This window comes from Labilibaculum euxinicum (genome assembly GCF_963678175.1).
GTDB lineage: Bacteria > Bacteroidota > Bacteroidia > Bacteroidales > Marinifilaceae > Labilibaculum > Labilibaculum euxinus.
Genome location: NZ_OY782756.1, coordinates 3,917,336 through 3,939,433, shown reverse-complemented (window position 1 = coordinate 3,939,433; position 22,098 = coordinate 3,917,336). Strand labels below are relative to the sequence as shown.

At 36.0% G+C, this 22,098-nt stretch carries 15 protein-coding genes; 10 read left to right on the top strand and 5 right to left on the bottom strand.

Features of this window, described 5'->3' with window-relative positions; all coding sequences use genetic code 11:
- Positions 1 to 52: 52 nt before the first annotated feature.
- Positions 53 to 4,396, bottom strand: coding sequence for a hypothetical protein (locus ACY0M5_RS15775; RefSeq protein ID WP_461629786.1), 4,344 nt, complete (start codon positions 4,394 to 4,396; stop codon positions 53 to 55).
- Positions 4,397 to 4,421: 25 nt separating this feature from the next.
- Here ACY0M5_RS15775 and ACY0M5_RS15770 point away from each other — a divergent pair, with 25 nt between their 5' ends.
- Positions 4,422 to 4,571, top strand: coding sequence for a hypothetical protein (locus tag ACY0M5_RS15770; protein WP_154675805.1), 150 nt, complete (start codon positions 4,422 to 4,424; stop codon positions 4,569 to 4,571).
- Positions 4,572 to 4,653: 82 nt separating this feature from the next.
- On the opposite strand, the gene prmA is transcribed toward ACY0M5_RS15770, so the two are convergent.
- The 4 genes from prmA to ACY0M5_RS15750 all read right to left on the bottom strand — a co-directional run bounded on the left by prmA (position 4,654) and on the right by ACY0M5_RS15750 (position 8,162).
- Entirely contained in the window at positions 4,654 to 5,496 is an 843-nt protein-coding gene (gene prmA / locus ACY0M5_RS15765; RefSeq protein ID WP_461629785.1) for a 50S ribosomal protein L11 methyltransferase, read from the bottom strand.
- 101 nt (positions 5,497 to 5,597) lie between these two features.
- Positions 5,598 to 6,353, bottom strand: a complete 756-nt coding sequence (gene tpiA / locus ACY0M5_RS15760) for a triose-phosphate isomerase (RefSeq protein ID WP_156195907.1) — start codon at positions 6,351 to 6,353, stop codon at positions 5,598 to 5,600.
- Complete coding sequence (locus ACY0M5_RS15755) at positions 6,350 to 7,603, bottom strand: BT_3928 family protein (protein ID WP_461629784.1); 1,254 nt, start codon at positions 7,601 to 7,603, stop codon at positions 6,350 to 6,352. Before ACY0M5_RS15755 ends, tpiA begins: the two co-directional genes overlap by 4 nt.
- 16 nt (positions 7,604 to 7,619) lie before the next feature.
- Positions 7,620 to 8,162 carry a DUF1599 domain-containing protein gene (locus ACY0M5_RS15750; protein WP_124992667.1) on the bottom strand — a complete coding sequence of 181 codons (543 nt, stop codon included), beginning with the start codon at positions 8,160 to 8,162 and terminating at the stop codon, positions 7,620 to 7,622.
- Positions 8,163 to 8,261: 99 nt separating this feature from the next.
- Here ACY0M5_RS15750 and folP point away from each other — a divergent pair, with 99 nt between their 5' ends.
- The 9 genes from folP to ACY0M5_RS15705 all read left to right on the top strand — a co-directional run bounded on the left by folP (position 8,262) and on the right by ACY0M5_RS15705 (position 22,056).
- On the top strand, positions 8,262 to 9,137 hold the full coding sequence (gene folP / locus ACY0M5_RS15745; RefSeq protein WP_461629783.1) for a dihydropteroate synthase: 876 nt from the start codon (positions 8,262 to 8,264) through the stop codon (positions 9,135 to 9,137).
- Between the two features lie 52 nt (positions 9,138 to 9,189).
- On the top strand, positions 9,190 to 9,981 hold the full coding sequence (cdaA, locus tag ACY0M5_RS15740) for a diadenylate cyclase CdaA (protein ID WP_156195904.1): 792 nt from the start codon (positions 9,190 to 9,192) through the stop codon (positions 9,979 to 9,981).
- 10 nt (positions 9,982 to 9,991) lie between these two features.
- Positions 9,992 to 10,870: a TIGR01777 family oxidoreductase gene (locus tag ACY0M5_RS15735; RefSeq protein WP_461629782.1), complete on the top strand. Its 879-nt coding sequence runs from the start codon at positions 9,992 to 9,994 to the stop codon at positions 10,868 to 10,870.
- Between the two features lie 191 nt (positions 10,871 to 11,061).
- Positions 11,062 to 13,530 carry a response regulator gene (locus ACY0M5_RS15730; protein ID WP_461629781.1) on the top strand — a complete coding sequence of 823 codons (2,469 nt, stop codon included), beginning with the start codon at positions 11,062 to 11,064 and terminating at the stop codon, positions 13,528 to 13,530.
- Positions 13,531 to 13,552: 22 nt separating this feature from the next.
- Entirely contained in the window at positions 13,553 to 14,938 is a 1,386-nt protein-coding gene (locus tag ACY0M5_RS15725; protein WP_124992672.1) for a sigma-54-dependent transcriptional regulator, read from the top strand.
- 349 nt (positions 14,939 to 15,287) lie between these two features.
- Complete coding sequence (locus tag ACY0M5_RS15720; protein ID WP_124992673.1) at positions 15,288 to 15,713, top strand: hypothetical protein; 426 nt, start codon at positions 15,288 to 15,290, stop codon at positions 15,711 to 15,713.
- Positions 15,714 to 15,873: 160 nt separating this feature from the next.
- Positions 15,874 to 16,062, top strand: a complete 189-nt coding sequence (locus ACY0M5_RS15715; protein ID WP_101308296.1) for a helix-turn-helix domain-containing protein — start codon at positions 15,874 to 15,876, stop codon at positions 16,060 to 16,062.
- A 209-nt stretch (positions 16,063 to 16,271) separates the two neighbouring features.
- Positions 16,272 to 21,035, top strand: a complete 4,764-nt coding sequence (locus tag ACY0M5_RS15710) for a T9SS type B sorting domain-containing protein (protein ID WP_461629780.1) — start codon at positions 16,272 to 16,274, stop codon at positions 21,033 to 21,035.
- Between the two features lies 1 nt (position 21,036).
- On the top strand, positions 21,037 to 22,056 hold the full coding sequence (locus ACY0M5_RS15705) for a PorP/SprF family type IX secretion system membrane protein (protein ID WP_461629779.1): 1,020 nt from the start codon (positions 21,037 to 21,039) through the stop codon (positions 22,054 to 22,056).
- Positions 22,057 to 22,098: the final 42 nt, after the last annotated feature.

Below are 22,098 nucleotides of genomic sequence, written 5' to 3'. Positions count from 1 at the left end.
AATATTATAATATTAGAGGTGCAGCATGCTGCACCTCTAATGAATTTAAGTTCTACAAATTAAATCGTTTCAGGAACTTCGTTTTCTGAGATCGCGGACAGATAATATATGAATAAGGATTTTTCTTTAGCGGATCTTTAAATTCACGTTTGTCTTCTTTGGTTTCGTGCAATATGGTATTAAATTCCTCGTTCGATGATCTTACAAACATCACTCCATGGTGATATTCGAAAAAGAACCATGGAGATTTATCAATTTCAAGATACATAGTAAGACGGTTACCACTTCGTTTTTTGTCCAGTTCAATTTTACCTTTTATGCTTTTATTGATTTGTTTGCCGTTAATATTTCCAATTCCAATCTCTCCAATTGATTGATATGCCTTGGCTTCTTTGTCCCAGATAAAATCGAGATTATTGAAATACAGGGTATGCAAAAGTTCATTGGGCAAGGTTTTAAAAGTGCCGTTGAGATCCATTTCCTGCACGGCTAATTCGGCTCTTTTGCGCCCCATTATTTCAGCCAGTTTTCTGGTGTAGTTCTGTTTGTTGATGTTCGTGCGTTTTAAATTTGCCTGCGTAAATGCTGTTTCCATAATCTTCATGGCCTGATCATTCATAAAGAAATCAACACCAAATATCAAGTCCAGAGTCACAAGATCACTCGATAAATCGTGTTCGATAGCTCCGGCTGAAATCTGTTTTATTTGTCCTAATTCGGCACCTAAATTAACTAAACCTTCTCCTCTCATATTACAATTGCCTGGATAGAAAGAAAGGATATTTCCGGTTGCGTCCATATCTTGTAATTTGTCTTTCGGTGCAATTTGATAGGCCTGCAAATTCGGCTTATAGGTAAGAAATCCTCTGGCTTCCAATAGCACGTTATCCGTATAAAATATTCTGCGTGATAAAAACGAAGAATAGATATGAATGGAATCATTCGTTAAGAAAAAACTATTGTAAAGCATCAGGCTTTCATCATCGGTTACGTGCAAATCAACAGGGATGTAAATTTCTTTCGGATCAATCTGTGAATTGAAATCAAGCCATTTGTCGCCAATACTTTCGCATTTGTTATGAATTTTGGTCTGACCATGAAAGAAAAGTGATTTCTCGCGTGCTTCTAACCTAACTTTTCCTTTGTAATCAAAATCGGGACTTAAGCTAAACGATTTTTCTTCCGGCAAATTTCCCATGGCAATGGTTTGTCCGAGACTGTCCACATCTATCACATCAAAAAACAGTTCCTGCTCATTTTCTTCGGCATCTAAATAAGTGTAACTACCCGATCCGGAATAGGAAGTTTTGCTGTGAACATTTATGGTAGCATTAAAAATATTGTGATATGAATTCAGGGTGTCGGCAAGTATTTTCGAGTTTCGAAGTGTTTGCATTAGTCCTTCTTTTTCAATGTTTACATCTCCCTTGTCGGGATATATTTTTGCATCAGCAACAGCCAGATCTCTTACAAATTTTGCTTTAATTGTATGGTCTATGGAACTGTATTTGGCCAATGGGGTGAGAAAGCTCAGGGAATCCTGTTTTAAACTTGTCGAAATAAATTCGTTATAGGCTGTTTTAGGTAAGCTTTCCATTTTATCCTGATCCCACAAAGAGGCCAGTGTATTTTCATCCTCGTTTCCGAACAAAAGCTCCTGTTGATCCATTTCCCAACCAAAACTATTGATGTAGGCCATGTATTTGTTCGATGGAAACTCACTGTTGCTTCCTCCTGTTGTGCTTGTAAATTGCCCGGTTCTGTTGATAAAGTCGATATGTGCTCTAACATCTTTACTTTCGAATGCATAACCTTCCGAATCTGCATTTTTCAACTTAAAAACAGCTGTATCAGCAACAATGGTTTTAGGTGTGTAGGTAAAATAATTCGATTGAAGTTCCGCATTAACCAATTCCATGTCACCAACTCCTGTAATTTCTGTTGGAGTAATTTTCAGCGTTCCGGCAAGGGTTGCCAGCTTTTTATACATGTCGATAGGTAAGGCCGTACTCTTCACGTAAAGTTCTTCTTTGTACGGATACCATGTTGCAAAAATTTTCTCGCCATTTACCTCAGGATTGTTCATATGCGAAGCCAGTTCCTTTAATTCGAAACTTTCGGCCTGAGTGGTCATAATTTCCGGTCTGAATACTAATTTTTCAGATTTTGTAATAGAGGTAAGGTAGTTTAGTGTTCCATCACCAATTAATCCTTCGTTAGAAAGGTGTATGCTATCAGTAAAAGTTCCTTTCCCGTAAACAGGCAATCCTTCTTTAGGCGTTACGTGGTAGAATCCCAGCGAATTATCATCATTAATACTTAGAGTTTCTCTAAATGTTGGGAATATGCTGTCGGAAACAAAAGTTCCTTTTAACGAAATGTCTTCCTTTTTAAAGTCGTTTATATTGTTGATTGTGTAGGGATCAACCTTGAAATAGAATTCTTCCTTTTTATAAGCTCCATCCTGTATTTTTTTGCTGTCGTAGTACACAAAACAAGAATCAGAACTATTAAAAATCGGATATTCCGCGTAGTTTTTTAATCCCGACTTGTTATTGGGATCATCAATTAATAAATTTCCTGTTATTTTTTCCAATACACTTCCCAATTGTGTTGTGTATCTTCTGCCATAGTTAGAAAGTGAATCAGTTACAATGTTTATTTGCAGAGAGTCAATCAGGTCGAGGTCAATTTTGAACTTTTCGTAAGAGAAATTAAAATCCTTCCCGTACATATCCAGTAATCCGGCCATTATTTTTCCATCGAACTGGAAATCACGATTCTTTTTAAGGGTTATTTTCTGATGCTTCGGAAAGATCACCACATTTTGAGAATCACTTACAGCAATGTGTTTAACACCGTTAATATCTAAATTGTAACTTCCCATTCGAAGAGTAGCATCATCTTCATTATTTTCTGTTTGCGTAGTGAAACGAATTACGTCATAATCCTGTCGTCCCATTCCCGATTTAATGTAATCGGTAAGTCGTTGTTGTAATGTAACTTCATCGGTGTTTCTATTGTAGATTACGAAGCCTTGAAACGATAAGCCAATAATTTGCTGGCGCACATGGTTAACCGGTTTTTTAATGAAGTTGGCGTATTCCATTGCGGTAAATGTTTCTACGTAAGAATAATCGGCATATTTACGCAGTAAAACCAGCGGATTCTCCTGATCCATGCCCTGAATTTTCATGAATCGGTTGAGACTAAAATAATTCATCGACTCGAAATGAGCCTGACGACTGGTAGCGCCTTTCATACTTCCAAAGTGCATTAAATTTTCATCCATATTCCATACCAACATTCCAAAATCCATAATCAGATTGTGATAGGTGTTGAAGTAGGGACTCAAGGCAATTCCTTCTCCTTCTCGGATTAAATTGACTTCTTTTTTGTCTGGGTAGTATTGAAACAACAGTCCGGGGTGATAAATTTGACAGGTGTCGATCAGGATTTCAATTTCGGTATCTTTTCCAACAACACGATTGTTGTTAAATGAGAAGTGTTCCGATCGTGCCCGTAAAAATAAGGTATCATGTCTGGATAACTCTATTACAGATGGGATTTCGGGACTTCCTTTTCCCAAAAATTTTGCCCCGTGAATGGCAACACCTCCCTTGTAATTAAGATTTTCGAATAGATTTTTAATTTCGATTTCTTTTTCGAAGGATTCAAAACGAGGGTAGATTGCCAAAGATGGATCTTTCACTGAGTTCATCTTCTCAGAGAGACTGCCCTCAATTTTATCATTAAAAAGTTCTTTGTTGTAATAGCTGACAGTATCAACCTGGAAAGATGTTTTTTGGGTGTCAACAGTGTAAGAATCAAATACAGCGTATTCTTCTGTATCGCTTTTCCCGGCTCTGGCCCATGTTACTTTTCCTTTGTTTCCATTCCAGATTTTTTCAAACGGATGATATATTCCGCTTGTATTGTATATGCAGGAACTGTCGCGTTGTGCGATGCAATATAGGTCGGCCTGATCGAACTGGATACTTAGTACTTTATCGAAGAGAAACTTGAATTTTGCATTCTCACATTTCCATTTGGCAGCGTACGATTCATTTATTATTGTATCCTTTAAAAGGTTTTGTGTTTGAATTAGAAAGTCTTGTGTTGCACTTAACTTATTCTTTTTATCACTGATCTGATGGATTAAACCCTTCTCCCAATTGGAATAATCCTTTTTGTCACGATTTTGTTGCTGAAACAACATCAGTGTTTCGAAATAGTTGTAAAAATCAGGAAACGATCTTGCTTTTCTCGACAGGAAAATATCACATATCTGGTAGATGTTCTGTCGTCTGTCTTTTGTCATTTCCGGCGAAAACCAGAAGGCGGGGAATTGCTCTTTAAACTCTTTGCTTTCTTTTTTTTTGGTTGGATGATCCATGAACTTCAAAAATTCATCTTGAAAGATGATTGAGTCATGGGAAAATGAATTGATACTTTGTGCTAAAACGGATTGGGTTGAAATTATTATTCCCAAAAAAAGAATAGCGGAGAAGAGAAGCTTATTCATTGTAAATGAAGTTTCGGGTATGGATATATTTGCAAAGGCAATTTAACAAATTTGATGGGATCTGGAAAGTAAAACGCCGGTTCTCTGTCTTCTTTATAGAATAACAGATACCGGCAAAATATTGTGTTTTACTTTTTTGAGAAACGAACAGCAACCCAATTTAAATCAACTTTGTGGCTGATGTATTCTAAATTGTTTTTTTCAGCTTCCTCTTTAATGTGCTTTAAATCTTCAGTATAAAATCCACTCATCACCAATTCTCCGTTTTGCGGAAGACAGGCAACGTAATGTTTCATGTCATTAAGCAATATGTTTCTGTTGATGTTGGCCAAAACAACATCATATTGTTTTCCTTCCAATAAAGCTGCATCACCCAAAAAAACAGATACATTATCAGCCTTATTGTTTTTGATATTTTCCAGTGAGTTGGTATAAGGCCATTCGTCAATATCAATCGCATCTACTTTTTCAGCGTTTCGTTTCGATGCCAAAATTGCAAGCAGACTGGTGCCACAGCCCATATCCAAGACTGATTTCCCTTCCAGATCCAATTCAAGAATGCTCTGAACCATTAACGAAGTGGTAGAGTGGTGTCCTGTTCCGAACGACATTTTGGGATCAATTACGATATCGTAAGGAACTTTTGGAGTGTCGGTATGGAAAGAGGCTCTGATCACTACCTGATCTGAGATGATAACCGGACTGAAATTGGATTCCCAAAGCGCGTTCCAATCCTGAGATGCAACTGTTTTGTTCGAGTAGCTCAATTTAAAAGGAGCATTCGGCAACTGATTAATGCTAAGTTGCTCTACCTCTTTCATATCAAACAGAGGCGCCTGTATGTATGCTTCAACAGCATCTTCACTTTGTGTAAAACTCTCGTAATCCAACTCGCCAAGTTCTGCAATTAATATTTCTGCGATTTCTTCCGAGAAAGGTTGGATCTGACATTTCAGTTCGATATAATCCATTTTATTTGTCTAATAATATAAGGCAACAAGTTAATTTAATCCTGATCAAAAAACAAAAGCCGACACAAGTGTATCGGCTTTAATTATATGTATTTACGCTATTAAAAAGCGGTAATAATTCCCATGAAATCTTCTGCATTAAGAGAAGCTCCACCAATTAAACCTCCGTCTACATCAGGGTTTTCGAATAATTCTTTAGCATTGGAAGGCTTACAGCTGCCACCGTAAAGGATAGATGTATTGTCTGCAACTTCTTGTCCGTATTGAGCTACCAAAGTCTTACGGATAAATGCGTGCATTTCCTGTGCCTGAGCTGAAGAAGCAGTTACTCCTGTTCCAATAGCCCAAACTGGTTCGTAAGCCAAAACAATTTTTCCAAATTCTTCTGCTGATAAATGGAATAATCCTTCTGCAATCTGGCTTTTTACAACATCAAAATGTTTTTCTGACTGACGTTCTTCCAAAACCTCACCAAAACAGAAAATTGGAGTTAAACCGTTAGCAAGACTTAGTGCTACTTTTTTAACTAACTTCTCACTGGTTTCGCCATAGTATTCTCTGCGTTCCGAGTGACCTAGAATTACGTATTTGCTGCCGGTTGATTTAATCATCGAAGCCGAAATCTCTCCGGTATAAGCTCCGCTAACTTCATCTGCACAGTTTTGAGCAGCAACACCAATTTTACCGCCAACAAGTTTATTTACTTCAGTCAGGTGAATAAAAGGAGTACCAATAACAACATCTACACCATTAAGCTCAGTCTTTTCAACTAAATCATTGATTTGTCCCGCCAATACAATACCTTCTTCAAGTGTATTGTTCATTTTCCAGTTTCCTGCAACAATTTTCTTTCTCATAATCGTAATCTGTTTTTTGCTTCTGCAAATTGAATTCTTAACAAACTGAAAAGAACAAGAAGCAATAGCAAAGTTGATGTAATACTAATAATTAATAGATTGATATTTAGTGTTTGATGTTTTGTAATAGAGTAGGCCACAAGATCGCCTTGAAGTTGATTTGCTTCGGGAAAATCTCTAAAATGCCATTTGTCAAGAATAGTTCCTTTTTTTAGTAAAAGCAAACCTGGATTCGAACGAATGATTGTTTTTAATTGAATTTCATCGGTATTGTAAAATTCAAAAGGCAATTCATTAGTAGTTTTAAAACTTTTCATAGCATCTTCACCCGAAGCAGTCAGTCCAATAAACTGTATGTTGTTTTCAAGAGCGTAAAATGCAAGTTCTTTAATTTTTAGCAAAGCACTTTCGTTGATTTCACTAAGATTTTTCGAAACCAAAAGGAAAGTATATCCATTGTCGGATAAAACCATATTGGTAATGTCTCCTTCTGTCTCATTCGAGATTGAAAAATCATGAATCGGAGGAGTGTATCCTTCTTTTATTTTTATTTGTTCCGAATCTACATATTTCCAGGTTGTATCCTGCCAGGGATAATTGGTTTCGTCAAATTCTTTTACCACGCCATCTTTTTGATACTTAAAAAGACTTCGGTATTCATCAGCAGGTGCTCCATCCGGAATTTTCATTCCATCAGAAATATTGGCGCCGATATGGTACGGTCTAAAATCGATAAGAGGCAAATGACGATATGAGTAGGTTGAGATCCATATAGAAACAACAAGGGCGAATCCAACCAGTAAATTTTGTTCCCAAACCGGATGCTGATTTTTATCTTTTTTTCTCCTCGAAAAGATCACTAAAGTGAAAGCAAGAATTACAATGTTTTTCCAGAAAGTTTCCCAATTGCTAAGAACCAATGCATCTCCAAAACATCCGCAGTCGGTTACCGGATTACTAATTGCTAAAACGAATGTAAGAGGTGTGAAAAAAAGCATAAACAGGAGAGCCAACCAGGCAGTAATATTTTTTCTGCTGTTGAAAATCAATGCCATTCCAACGGTAAATTCGAGAGTAGATAAAAGAATTGCAAGAGGAAAGGCAGTCTCCTTTAAAGCATCCATACCAAAGGCCAGAAAATAATCTGTGAATTTGAAGGTTGATCCCATTGGGTCAACAGCTTTTACAAATCCGGAAAAGATAAAAATAAGACCAACAAAAAGGCGACTTACAAATTGTAATATTCTCATAATTCAGCGAATCTTATCAGGCGTTTTCGAACTCAATTTTAATTAAACCAAAAACTGCGTAGTTAATCATATCAAAATAGTTGGCATCAATACCTTCCGATATTAATGTTTTTCCCTGCAGATCTTCAATTTGTTTGGTTCTGTTAATTTTCATCAGAATTAAGTCGGTATAAGAGCTCACCCTCATACTTCGCCATGCTTCATCATAATCGTGATTTTTGGCTTCCATTAATTCTTTAGCCTCAGCAAAATATTTTGAATACAACTCAAGAGCTTTTTCATTAGGGAGCTCATTTTCTGAGGGGCCAAGTTCCAGCTGTATAATACCCATAACGGCATAGTTTACAATTCCGATAAACTCATCCCGAATGTTATCCTCGATTTTGCTCACTCCTTTGGTCTCAAGACTTCTTATTCGCTGTGCTTTAATGTATATTTGGTCGGTTATGGAACTTGGACGAAGAATTCTCCAGGCAGTTCCGTAATCGTGCATTTTTTTTGTGAAGATATCCGTACAGATTTTAATAATCGAATTGTACTGTTGGTCTGTTTTATTCATAATTAGTGTTAGAAATTTCCTTTGTAAAAGTAAGAAAATAGCTTAAGACATGGTATTTTATTTTACTTTTGCTTCGAAATTTGTTCAAAAAAAACGGTGATGCAAAATTACAAAACAAATTGTTTTAACAGCGATAATCTTTCTATTAAGTGTGGGGATCGGTCAATAAATTTTGAAAAGCCTTTGGTTATGGGGATTCTGAATCTCACTCCCGACTCATTTTATGATGGAGGTTCTTATCTTAACAAAACAGCCATTTTGAAAAGAAGCGAGCAAATTCTGTCCGAAGGAGCTGAAATTATTGATCTAGGGGCTTACTCTACTCGTCCTGGTGCTGCAGAGGTTTCAGCTGAGGAGGAAATTCTCAGAATGATTCCGGCAGTAGAATGTATTCGAAAGGAATTCCCCAATGTGATATTATCTATCGATACATTTAGAGCAGAAGTAGCTAAAAGAACTGTCACCGATTTTGGAGCCTGCATTATTAATGATATCTCAGGAGGAACCATGGATGATAAAATGTTCTCTGTTATTGGAGAACTAAAAGTTCCATATATCATGATGCATATCAAGGGAACGCCCCAAACAATGCAGCAAAATCCGGTTTATCATCATTTAGTGAATGACATGCTTACTTTTTTTCGATCGCAGATTAAAAGCCTGAATGAATTTGGAGCCAAAGACATTATTATTGATCCCGGATTTGGATTTGGGAAAACATTGGATCACAATTATGAAATTATAGCTAATTTACAGGAATTTAATCAGCTGAACTTGCCGATATTGATTGGAGTGTCGCGTAAGTCGATGATTTATAAATTTTTAGGTGGGGATCCGTCTACGAGTTTGAATGGCACTACTGCGTTGAATATGATGGCATTGGATCGGGGAGCGGATATTCTGAGAGTACACGATGTAAAAGAAGCTGTTGAATGCGTAAAGCTGTATTCAAAGATCAAATCCTCATTGCAGTAATATGTCCAATAAAATTGTAATTTTGTTAACATACTGAATTTAATAGAAAAGAATGACCACAGCATTTATTACACTTGGACTTTTTGATATTCTTGATATATTACTTGTAGCCTTTCTGCTTTACCAGATTTACATGTTAATTAAGGGGACTGTTGCCATCAACATATTTGTTGGGTTGTCTCTTTTTTACCTAATGTGGTTGTTGGTTCGGGCACTTAATATGGAATTGCTAAGTGGTATTCTTGGTCAGTTTATGGGGGTTGGTGTAATTGCATTAATTGTTGTATTTCAACCCGAAATCAGGAGATTTTTTCTTTTGCTTGGAACTAAATACAACTTAAGTCAAAAATTCACATTGAATAATTGGTTTGCTCTTGATGAAAGAGGAATTCCGGATATCGAAATCAGATCGGTCGTTAGCGCATGCGAACACATGTCAAAAACGAAAACGGGAGCTCTCATTGTAATCGCAAAAAACATGGATTTACAAAATTATGCGGATACAGGACAAATTATAAAAGCAAGAGTATCTAAAAACCTCTTGGAAACCATATTTTTTAAGAATTCACCTCTTCACGATGGTGCTGTGATTTGGTCAAATAGTAGAATACTAGCAGCTCGCTGTATATTGCCTGTTACAGATGATACGAATATTCCGGGCAGCCTCGGATTGAGACATAGGGCGGCGATTGGAATGACTCAGGCGACCGACTCTCATGTAATTACTGTTTCTGAGGAAACTGGAAATATTTCCTATGTTATGGGAGGAAATATTAAGGTGAGGATTACCACAAACGAATTACGAACATTTTTGGAAGGAGATTTTTCAAGTTTTATCATTTAAATCCAAAGAAATGAAAATTGGAATTACCGGAGGATCTGGTTTGATTGGTTCTCATCTAACAGAAAAATTGGCAGGAGATCTAAATGCTGATATTCTTTTGATTTCAAGAAAACTTCTTTATGGTAATGTTCAGGATCTTTCCGAATTTATTAAGTGCTGTGAAGTCATAATTCACCTTTCGGGCGCCCCTGTAATTTGCAGGTGGAATTCCAAAAATAAACAGGTTCTGCGCAATAGCCGGATTACTACAACTAAAAATCTTAATAGTGCTATTGCTTTGATGGAAATTAAACCAAAGCTATTTATTTCAACTTCAGCAGTTGGTATTTACGACAACAAACATACACACAACGAGTATAGTAAAAATTTTTCGGATGATTTCTTGGGTGAACTTTGTATTGATTGGGAAAATGCTGCTAATGAGATAAAAAGACAAGGTGTTCGAACTGTTATTTTTAGATTAGGTGTTGTTTTGAGTGACATAGGAGGAGCTTTGGCAAAAGCTCTGCCCGTTTTTCGCTATGCCTTAGGCGGTAAATTGGGAAATGGAAGTCAGGCATTTCCGTTTATTCATATAAAAGATCTTATTAATGCCTATTCTTATGTTATTTTAAATAAGGAAATGGAAGGGACTTACAATCTAATTGCACCTGAATTAATTACGAATCGGGACTATACCAAAGCACTTAGTTCTTTTTTAAATAGACCTGCATTTTTCCATGTTCCTGCATTAATTCTCAGAGTCCTTTTTGGGGAAGGTGCAAATGTTCTTCTTTCGGGCCAGCGAGTTGTGCCTGAACGTCTTTTAAATGCTGGGTTTCAGTTCGGTTTTCCAACTTTACGTGCGACTCTTAATTCATTTTCAAGTCATAAATTATCAAATTCTTAATAGCCGTTTTCGGATAGTTAGTCGCTGTTATATGTATTCCTAAGGAAATTAAGTTACCTTTAATCATAAAGGGGTTGATTTTGTGATGCATTAGTTTTAATTTTGATTAAACAACCTTAGTATGAAATAATTAGTGCCCTGTAAGGGTATTTTTTTTCTTTTAAAGTGTGTAAACCACTAACTCAAAACCTATGAAATTGGATTTTACTCCCCAATTATTGATTGTTGATGACCGCGCTGAAAACTTGGAATTACTAAAAGCCTTGTTAGGGAAGTTACATGTTGGTTTAGAGTTAATTCAATCACCAATAAAAGCTTTACAGGATATCGAGAATAAGGAGTATGCTCTTATCATTCTCGACGTTCAAATGCCACAGATGGATGGGTTTTTACTTGCTCAAAAAATTAGAAGTGGTTACGTGAATAAATCAACTCCGATTATTTTTTTAACAGCAATATTTTTGGATAAACAAAGTGAATCAAAGGCATATGAATGCGGTGGTGTTGATTTTATTATGAAACCATTTGATAATACGATCTTAATTAATAAGATCAATATCTTTTTGGAACTATATAAAAACCGGAGATTGATTGAATCTCAGAACAAGAAGTTAACTACCGCTCTTAACGAGAAGGATTTATTGGAGGGACGTTTACGAAATCTTGCATCCAATTACCGATCTATTTTGGAGGGACAATCGGAACTCATTTTGAAAATGGACAGTCTCCATAGGGTGGAATTTGCGAACAAGGCATTTACAGATTTTTTCAATTATATTTTAGATGGTATTTCCAGAGATTCTTTGGCTTCTGTTAATTTAGTTTTGCAGGAACAATTGATTCAGGGAATTGAGAAGCTGAATGGCAAGAATAAATTCACAACTTTTGAAGGTCATATCATCAATTTTGCTGGAAATAATGTTTGTTTGGAATGGACTGTTTTTAAGGAGATAGAATTCGATGATACCCACTATTTGGCAATTGGCCGTGATGTTTCGGAACGGAAACAATTAAAAGATACATTAGTTAAAAAAGAAAGTGTTTTAAGAAAGATTCAAAAGAAAGCCAAAATAGGAAGTTTTGAATGGGATTCCTATTCTAAGATTATTCGTGGTTCAGATGAATTTTTACGACTCTATGATATTTCTTCAATTGATAAAGAAAATATTTTTGAGGAAATTAAGTTGAAAACCCATATTGATGATAAGGAGGCAATTGAACGCATGCTTTTAAATCTTCCTGAAAAAAATCAAAAAATTGAATTTGAACATCGATATATTTATAACAGCGGAGAGGTTAAACATTTCAAAATTGAGATGTACAGTGAGTACCGTGAAGCAGAGGACATATTTCATCTGTATGGTCTTGTTTCGGATATTTCTCAGAAGAAAGCTTTGGAGTTGACATTTAAAGAGAGTTTAAGTCTTGAAAATGATGCGTACAGTGACAAGGCCATTTTTGAGTTGAATGCAAAAAATCAAATCAGCTATTTGAATGATTACGCATGTAAATTTCTGGAGTGTAAATCGCTAAAAGACTCTAAGGGAATGGAATTTATACAGTTTTTTAAGGGCGAGGACACTAAGAAAATTAAGAAGATATTGAATCTGTCCAGTTCTAAAAAAGGCTTTGTGTTTGAATTATTGTCGATTGTTACCAAAAAACATGCACTGAAACGAATTGTTTTAGCAGCCCATTCAACCTTGGTAAATAATGAAAAAGGTGTGCGTGGCATAATGATGGAAATAGTTACGAATGGTGAAGTTGAAAATAATTCTGTTGATTATAAGGATATTATAACCGGTTTGAAGCGGCAGGAGCAGGAATTTGAAGATAAAACCAACAAGCTAAAAGAGAAAGTTGAACAAGAACTTAGAATCAATGATTTTCATCGTCAGTTATTATTGAAGAAATCGGAGCTTGAATCCCTTGGGAAAATGGCAGGCTCAATGGTGAATGAGATCAATCAGCCCTTAACTGGAATTTCGATGATTATGGATAACATTCTTTTGCGTTTATCGACGAATAATATTGACGAGGACTACATCCGGGAAAAATGTTTGCAGGTATTTGCCGACATCGACCGCATCAAGAAGTACTTGTCTCAAATTGGCATTTATAACTCTTCTCAAAAGGAAAATATGCAGGAGCTAATTGATGTGAAAAGTCTTGTTCATGATTCTTTAAACCTGATTAATAAACAGTATAAGACACGAACTGTTGAGGTTTCGTTTGATGCATGTTCTGATGATTTATACGTAACAGGTAACAAGTATAAGTTTCAGAAGGTTATTGTGGATATATTAAACAATGCTTACGAATCTATTGAGTACAGACAACAATCTTCAGATGCAAAGAAAAAAGTTGAATGGATAAAAATTACTGCTGAATTAGTGGATGAAAATGTAGTAATAGCAATTAAAGATAATGGCAGTGGAATTGATCCGGATAACCTCAAGTATATTTTTGAACCATTTTTTACGACCAAACAATCAGGTATTGGCTCAGGACTAGGGTTGTATATTAGTAAAGGAATTGTGCAGAAGATGAATGGGCAAATTACAGTTAGCAGTGAAAAGAACGAATTCACGGAAATGAAATTGATATTGCCTTTTGAATTCGAGAATTCAAAAAAAGCAATCAAATTTGAAAATAATTAATCATCAGTAAAGTCTGCTTAATATGGTGTCTATAAGTAATTTAAGAATATTGATTTTAGATGATGAGAAGCTGGTTCGTGATGAATTGGAAGAATTTTTAATTGATCCCAATTTTAGAATATTTAAAGCAGGAAGCCCTTCTGAAGCTTTCGATATTATGGATAAGAACGAAATCCATATAGCCATTATTGATGTTAATTTACCTGAGATGAATGGCTTGGATGTTCTGGAGAAAGTGAAGCACGATTTTCCTGAAATTGAAGTGATTATGATTAGCGGATACAGTGAGATGGATTCTGTTATTCATTCGATGCGTTTGGGAGCTTCAGATTTTTTCACAAAACCTTTTCGCCTGCGTGATGTCGAAAGTGCAATCGAACGAACCAAGAAGTTTGTTCACCTAAAGAAAAGTTTAATAGAAGTTAAACGAAACTACTCTATAATTTCAGAAGAGTTTCAAAAAGCAATGGGGTATGAAATCATCGGGGATAGTCCTCAAATGAAGAATTTGATTAATCTTATTGGAAAAGTGGCTAAGACTGAGAATACTTCGGTGCTCATAACGGGTGAAAGTGGAACGGGTAAGGAGTTGGTTGCCAGAGCTATTCATTATCTGAGCAGTAGAAAGGAAAATTATTTTTATGCCGTAAACTGCAGTGCTATTCCAGAGTCACTTTTTGAAAGTGAATTTTTCGGGCACACCAAAGGAGCATTTACCGGAGCTTCCGCATCTAAAGTAGGATGGTTTGAAGCTGCTAATAAAGGAACTCTTTTTTTGGATGAAATTGGTGATTTGCAACTTAATCTTCAAACCAAATTTTTAAGGGTTTTAGAAGATCGGAAAATCATGAAAGTTGGTTCTAATATCGAAATTCCATTTGATACAAGAATTATTGCTGCCACGAATCAAAACATTGAAGGACTTCATTCCGAAAAAGGATTTCGTTTGGATCTATATCACCGAATCAGTTCTTTTATTATCCATTTGGAGCCTTTGCGAAACAGAAAAGAAGATATTCCCTTACTTCTGGATTATTTTGTGAAATACTTTAATCGTGTAATGGGGAAAAACATTAGTGAGATTGATGGTGCCGTTATTAGGCGATTACTGACTTATGAATTTCCCGGCAACGTGCGGGAATTAAAAAACATGGTGGAACGAGCTGTTATTATTTGTGATGTGAATCGATTAAGCTTATCGCATTTCCAACTTACTCACCCGAAAGAAGAAAAACGAAGAATTGATTTTTCTACTGATGAAAATCTGGATCTGGAATTGGTTGAAATGGATTGTATTCGTAAAGCACTGGAAAGGTCCAATAATAATAAATCTAAAGCTGCCGACCTCCTAAATATTACCTGGCAATCTCTCGATAGGCGAATAAAAAAATATAAAATTGAAGTTTAATATCTGGTTCCGATCAGATATTTTTTTTCTCCAAAATTGGTGAATTGCATTTACGATTAGCTCTATTTTTAGTAAAAGCATATAGAATCAAGATTTTCCAAGTTTCCCATTGTATCCGTTTTTTATTGTATCCGATAATGGATAAAATATTGAAAAATGACTTGTTTGTAAGTAGATCAGGCAGTTAAGGTTATGGTTTTAGTTTCCTTAAACATACATATCCGTAAACGGATAATTTTTTCAATACAGATCAATAGTTGTAATTGCTTTAATTGATTGATTTACAGGCAAATATGTTTTGTGGTATGTCGATTGATATAGGAAGTATGTTATTATCAATTATTAGTGTATGGATTTGTTAATATTGGAAGGCAACTTATTGAAAATTATTCCTTCATCAGATGAACCTATGAATATCCTGTTTGTTAAAGAAAATAGATCACTTATTGATGAGCTGAAAGAATACATTCAGAGCTTAGACGCCAGAGCATATTTTGCTGATGATCCGGTCGAGATGGAAATTATTTTAAATCAGACGACAATTGATTTGGTGATTTTGCCATTGAAGGCTTTATCCAATTTAGATATGCTAAAATACATTAATGATAATTTTAAGGAAACCAAAGTTGTGATTACGGTTGACCGTGAGGAACAGAATTCCAAATTGGAAAACCGAAAAGCACTCTATATGAATTACGAACTGCTGCAGAAGCAACTTCGTTTATTCGACTTAAAAAAAGCTATTGGTTCCGGTCTTGATTATAGTCCGAACTGATGTTTTGCTCTATTCACTTTTCAACCAACCATGTAGATTGATTAAAAATTTACAAAAATTGAATTTGAATCTCGGAAGCAAATGAAACAATCATTTGTTTCCGGTTCAAATTTTAAAAAAGAAACCTTAATCTCAATTGTTAAATTATAAAACTGAAGTTATGAAGCAGGAAGTTCAGGATGATTTAGTTAGAATTAAAGACAGACTCAGAATCCTTGATGACAAGAAGAAGAAAGTTGCCAAGATTATTGGTGTAACAGATGTGTATTTGTCTTATATTCTTAATGGAAAACGACCATTGACTACAACAGTTAAGTCAAAACTCTTTGATTACTTAGGCCTTAGTTAATTTTTTTGACCAATGCCGTTTAACTAATATTAATAATCAGGTAATTATTCATGACTCATGGAAGGATTACCTGATTTTTATTTAATTACAATCAGCATCTGATTAATTGATTGGATATATTTTGTAAATTACATGTAAGTGGTAGAAGGTCAAGATTTAAGCAACCTTAAACAGCTTATTTGCTTTCCATTTTTTAATATCTGTCAAGTATGAAATCTGTATTTCGAATAGTACTTTTTTATCTCTTTTTGTCTTCAAATTTAGCATTTGGTCAGGGGCAGGCTGGGATATGGTATTTTGGTGAGAATGCAGGTTTGGATTTTAATGTAACCCCTTCCGTTGCGTTAACTGATGGTAGTTTAAATACAGAGGAAGGTTGTTCAACTGTTTGTACAGTGCAAGGAGACCTGTTATTTTATACAGATGGAGTTACTGTGTATAATAAAAACCATGCAATAATGGCTAATGGAACAGGTTTGGATGGCAATTCTTCAGCAACCCAATCTTCAATAATTGTACAGCAACCGGGAAGTGCGATACTCTATTATATTTTTACTGTTGATGCTCATCAAAATGCTCTTCGAAATGGTTTAAATTACTCGATTGTTGATTTGTCACAAAATGGAGGACTTGGAGCTGTAACAGTTAAAAATACGGTATTGTATGGAAGTGAAGTTTGTGAAAAAGTAACCGCGGTGAAACATGCTAATGGTACTGATTTTTGGGTTCTTATGCATCCATGGGACAGTCGGGATTTTTATGCTTATCAATTTACAGCCACAGGTATTTCAACTCCTGTAATCAGCACGGTTGGAGTACGGCATAATAGTGATCGGAAATCTGCTATTGGATATATGAAAACTTCTCCGGGCGGATCGAAATTGGCTGTTGCTATTTATACTCAGGATCGGGCTGAGTTATTCGATTTTAATACTGCCTCAGGAGTTGTTTCAAATCCAATTCAGCTGAATAATTACAGCACTCCTTATGGTATTGAATTTTCTCCTTCGGGGGAATTTTTATATCTAAGTTCATTTTTAGGTGGCAATTTGTATCAGTTTAATATTTCATCTAATAATCAGACTACTATAAATGGATCTGCTCAAATTATCGGAAACGGATCGTGGTTGTACGGGGCATTGCAATTAGCTCCGGATAATAGAATTTACATGGCCAAAACCAATACGGACGGAACAACCGGAAGTCTTAATCTTGATGTGATTAATAATCCGGATGTAGCTGGGGCTGGAGCTAATTTCGTTGCTGATTCGAAAAATTTATCTGGAAGAAGATGTCGGTTAGGTTTACCAAATTTTGTGACTAGTATTTTCACTCTTGAGTTTGCCTATCAGTTTGACTGCACGGGAGACAATACTGAGTTTACAATCAGTTCCGATCTGGCAAATATTTCAAGTGCAACCTGGAATTTTGGTGATGGAACTGTATTAACTTCTAATACCAGTCCTTTCACAGTAAATCATATTTACGGAACAGCAAACACCTACAATGTTAATTTAGAAGTTAGTTTGATTTCAGGAGGAACAGATAATGTTACTCAAGCTGTAATAATACGTTCTTTGCCAATAGTTAATGATCAATCGCAATCTGTTTGGGAAGATGTTCAAGGCACGGGAATAGCAACAGGTGTAGATTTGACTATTTTGGAAGCTGCTGTAAATAGTATGGCAGGATCAACTTTTACATGGTATTCTGATGCCACTCTAACATCGGTAGTGACTGATGCCACCAATGTAACAGTTACCAACGGACAACAATTCTGGGTTGAGGTGAATGATGGTTTTTGCAGTAATGTTGCTGTGGTAACTTATACGGTGAACACTTTGCCGAAAGCTTTGGATCAAAATATTACTCTATGTGAGGACAATTATAATACGGGTATTGTTTCCAATATCGACTTAACATTGCTCGAAGCAGCAATCACAAATAATAATGGTTTCACAGTAACATGGTTCCACGATCTTGCTTTAACACAACCGGTAATAAATCCTAACAATAGGATAGTTTCCAATGGAGAAGTGTTTTATGCTCAGGTATCAACAGGTACCGAGACAAGTGTTGCCACTGTTACTTACACCATCGAAACACTTCCTGTGGGGAACGATATTTCAGTTCAAATCTGGGAAGATAGTTTTGGTTCAGGAACAGCTTCGGGTGTTGATTTAACATCCTATAATATACAGGTTGCGGGATCAAATAATATCGTATGGTATTTTGATGCAGCATTAACAAATCCAATTGTAAATACAACTAACCTTGTTGTGAATGATCAGGATGTTTTTTACGCATATATTGACAATGGATCATGTTTAAATCGTGGAAGTATCAAGTTCACATTACGATCATCGCCAATTGCAAATGATTTAAATATAGACGTGTGCGAGGATGTGTTTGGAGGTGGAATAGCATCTGATATTGATTTATTGTTGCTTAATGGTGCCATTAATGGGGGAACAACCAGTAGTGTCAGTTGGTTTACCGATGCTGCATTTTTAACTCCTGTGGCAACCCCTTCAAATGTAAGTGTAACCAACGGGCAGGTGTTTTATGTTTTGGTTCAAAGTGCCGGTGAGTCGAATACGGCCACAGTTATCTATACAGTTCTTTCCTCACCAATTGCGAATAACCAAAGTGTTGTTGAATTTGAAGATGTGTCCGGATCTATGACTTCTCTTGGTGTAGATTTAAGTTTTTACAATAATATGATACTTGGCGGGCAATCAAACTCAATTGATTGGTACTTGGATGCTGGTCTTACAAATTTGATTCCTGATCCAACAAATCAAGATGTTGCGGATGGTGATGTTTTTTATGTCCTTGTATCAAACGGAGTTTGTTCGAATGTTGCAACTGTTGATTTTTCAGTGGTTAATACACCAATTGCAAGGGATGTATTTCCTGTTGTTTGTGAAGATGTTGCGGGAACAGGCAATGCCTTGGTTGATTTAAGTTTGCTTGAAAATCAGATTAATGAAGGGAATGGAGATGCTTTTGCATGGTATAGTGATTGGCCAACAGAACCCAATGGATTACCCACGAACGCAATTCCTGACCCTGCAAATGTAATTGCTGCAAATGACGATCGTTTTTTTGCATCAGTAAGCGATGCCTTTAATACGAATGTTGCCGCCGTTACTTATACCGTTAATTCATTACCCGGTGCTGTCAATCAAACTGTTGAGGTTTGGGAAGATACTTTTGGAACAGGTCTGGCAACAGGGATAAATTTATTGGCTTATACTTCAATTATTTCAAGCAATTCAATATCGTGGTATGAAGATGCTTTGCATACAATTTCTGTATTAACTCCTGATAATGTAAGTGTAACAACAGGAGACAATTATTATGCCTTGGTAGATGATGGCAGTTGTCAAAACTCTGCAGTTTTAACATTTACTGTTCGAAATCTGCCCGAAGCAAATGATTTGCAGGTTGAGTTATGTGAAGATCTATCGGGAAGTGGTTCATTGACATCCTACGATCTTTCAAAATTAGAGCCGGCAGTAAACAATGATCCGGGAACAGTTAAAGAATGGTTTTTTAATATGGCCTTGAGTTTGCCGGTTCCAAATCCTATGAATGCAGCCATTTCTAACGGAGATAGTTTTTTTGTTCGCGTAAGTTTTGGCGCGGAGAGTAATGTTGGAAGAATTGATTTTACAATCAACTCCTTGCCTGATGCTCAAAACCATCAGGTCTTGTTATGCGAAGATGGTTTCAATTCCGGGCAGGTAAGAGGTGAAAATTTGAATAATTACTATTCTGATATTACAACATCAGTAACCAGTACTATTATTTGGTATTCTGAAGCAACTTACTCCAATCCTGTTTTAAATACACGAAATGTTCTTGTTTCAGACGGAGATGTATATTACGCCAGAGTTTGGGATGGTGTCTGCGAGAATTTTGCAGAGCTGTCATTTGATATTTTATCATTACCTCAAACCTCAACAGTAAACGAGGTAGTTTGTGAAGAGAGCTTTGGATCGTCCTCATTGTCAGGAATAAACCTTACCGATTATAATTTGCAGGTGAGTAACGATCCTGCTGCAAATGTGCAATGGTTCGAAGATGACCAATTGAATATTCCTGTAGCGAATCCTGCGGGTGTAACTGTCTTTAATCAAAGCTCATATTATGCCCTTGCCACTAATGCGAGTTCTTGTGAAAATACCGGACGATTAAATTTCTTAGTCGACCCACTGCCGGAAGCAAATGATCTAAGTATAGAATTGTGTGAGGATGTTTTGGGAACAGGAGAGGTTGTGAATTATGACCTGACTGCGCTTAATAATCAGGTAACACCTGATGCCTCTGTTACAGTAAGTTGGTATGAAGATGTTGATTTACTCATACCTGTATTGAATCCGCTTAAAATCTCACTTCGTTCCGGTGAAAGTTATTTCGCTAAAATAGAAAATGGATGTGTTAATTCCTCGGTGATTGATTTTACCGTTCATGATAGGCCATTTTTTGATTTAGGAATGGATACAACAATATTTTACACCGAATCAAAAATATTATCTCCTTCAATAGATATTCGGTTTTTACCAGGCAATTATCTGTGGCAGGACGGTACAACGGCTTCAACCTATACGGTTACTGAAGAAGGAAAGTACTTTTTGGAATATACAGATATGAACGGTTGTGTTGGGATGGATTCCATTCTGGTTTATGTCGATAGGTATCGGATATTTGTTCCAAATGCATTTACACCTGACGGAAATGGTGTTAATGATACTTTTGGACCATCAATCACAGGTGATATTGCAGGTGAAGATATTGAGATGTATATATACAACCGTTGGGGTGAACTAATCTATACATTTACTGATTTGGGGCAGGGCTGGGATGGTACCTATAAAGGGAAGAAAGCAAATGTGGGAGTATATGTTTGGATCCTGATTGTTAATGGGAAAGTTCGTCAGGATGGCAATGTTTCTTTAATTCGATAAAATGGTAAAATGGAGATTTATTTGTATTGTCTGTTGTTTGCTTTGGACTTCATTGGTCAAGGCTCAGGACGTTGAGTTCTCTCAGTTTTACGCAAACCGGCTTTATCTTAATCCTGCGTTTGCCGGATCAGAGTACGTTCCGACTTTAGGAATGTCTTATCGAAATCAGTGGCCTCAGAATAATCGTCCTTTTGTCACTTATAGTGCTTCTTACGATCAATTCGTTGATTTGATGAATGGTGGACTGGGAATATTAATTCTTCAGGATAATCAGGGACAAGGAGCAATTAAAACAACCACAGCTTCCGGAATGTATTCATACTCCTTGGATATTAATCGAAATTTATCAATGAATGTTGGATTCAAGGCTGGTTATATTCAACGGAAATTGGATTGGAGTTCATTTGTGTTTTCAGATATGATAGATCCATTGTATGGAGTGATTTATCCTTCCAGAGAAGTTCAGCCAAATAATTTGAGTAAATCGTACTGGGACTTTTCCATGGGGATCATCGTAAATTATAAAAGTCTTTATTTTGGAGGTGTAATTGATCATCTCTCAGAACCCAATGAGGCATTCAATTCAGAGCAGAATACAGCGGTTTTACCTCGTAAATATACAGTGCATGCAGGTGCAAATATTCCAATGGGATATTCTCGCGGATTAATGAAAAGCAATTTTACCATTTCCCCAAATATATTGTATCAACGGCAATTGGATTTTGAGCAAATAAATTATGGAATGTATTTATCCAGAAATAACTGGGTTGTTGGTGCTTGGTTTCGTCATAATCTTTCCTTCGATTTTGATGCATTCATTATTTTGATTGGTTACCAGACTGATAAAGTTAGAATTGGCTATTCCTATGATTATGTGGTGTCTAATTTGGTGAAAACAAATTCAGGAGCTCACGAGATATCGCTTAGCTATTTATTGGGAAAGGCAAAATCTTCTTGTTCCGGAACTTATTTTTTAAGAAAGAAAAGAAGGATACGTGCAATTCGATGTCCGAAATTTTAAAATAAATAGATTGAATGTTATTGAATTATAGAGTGTTGAAGT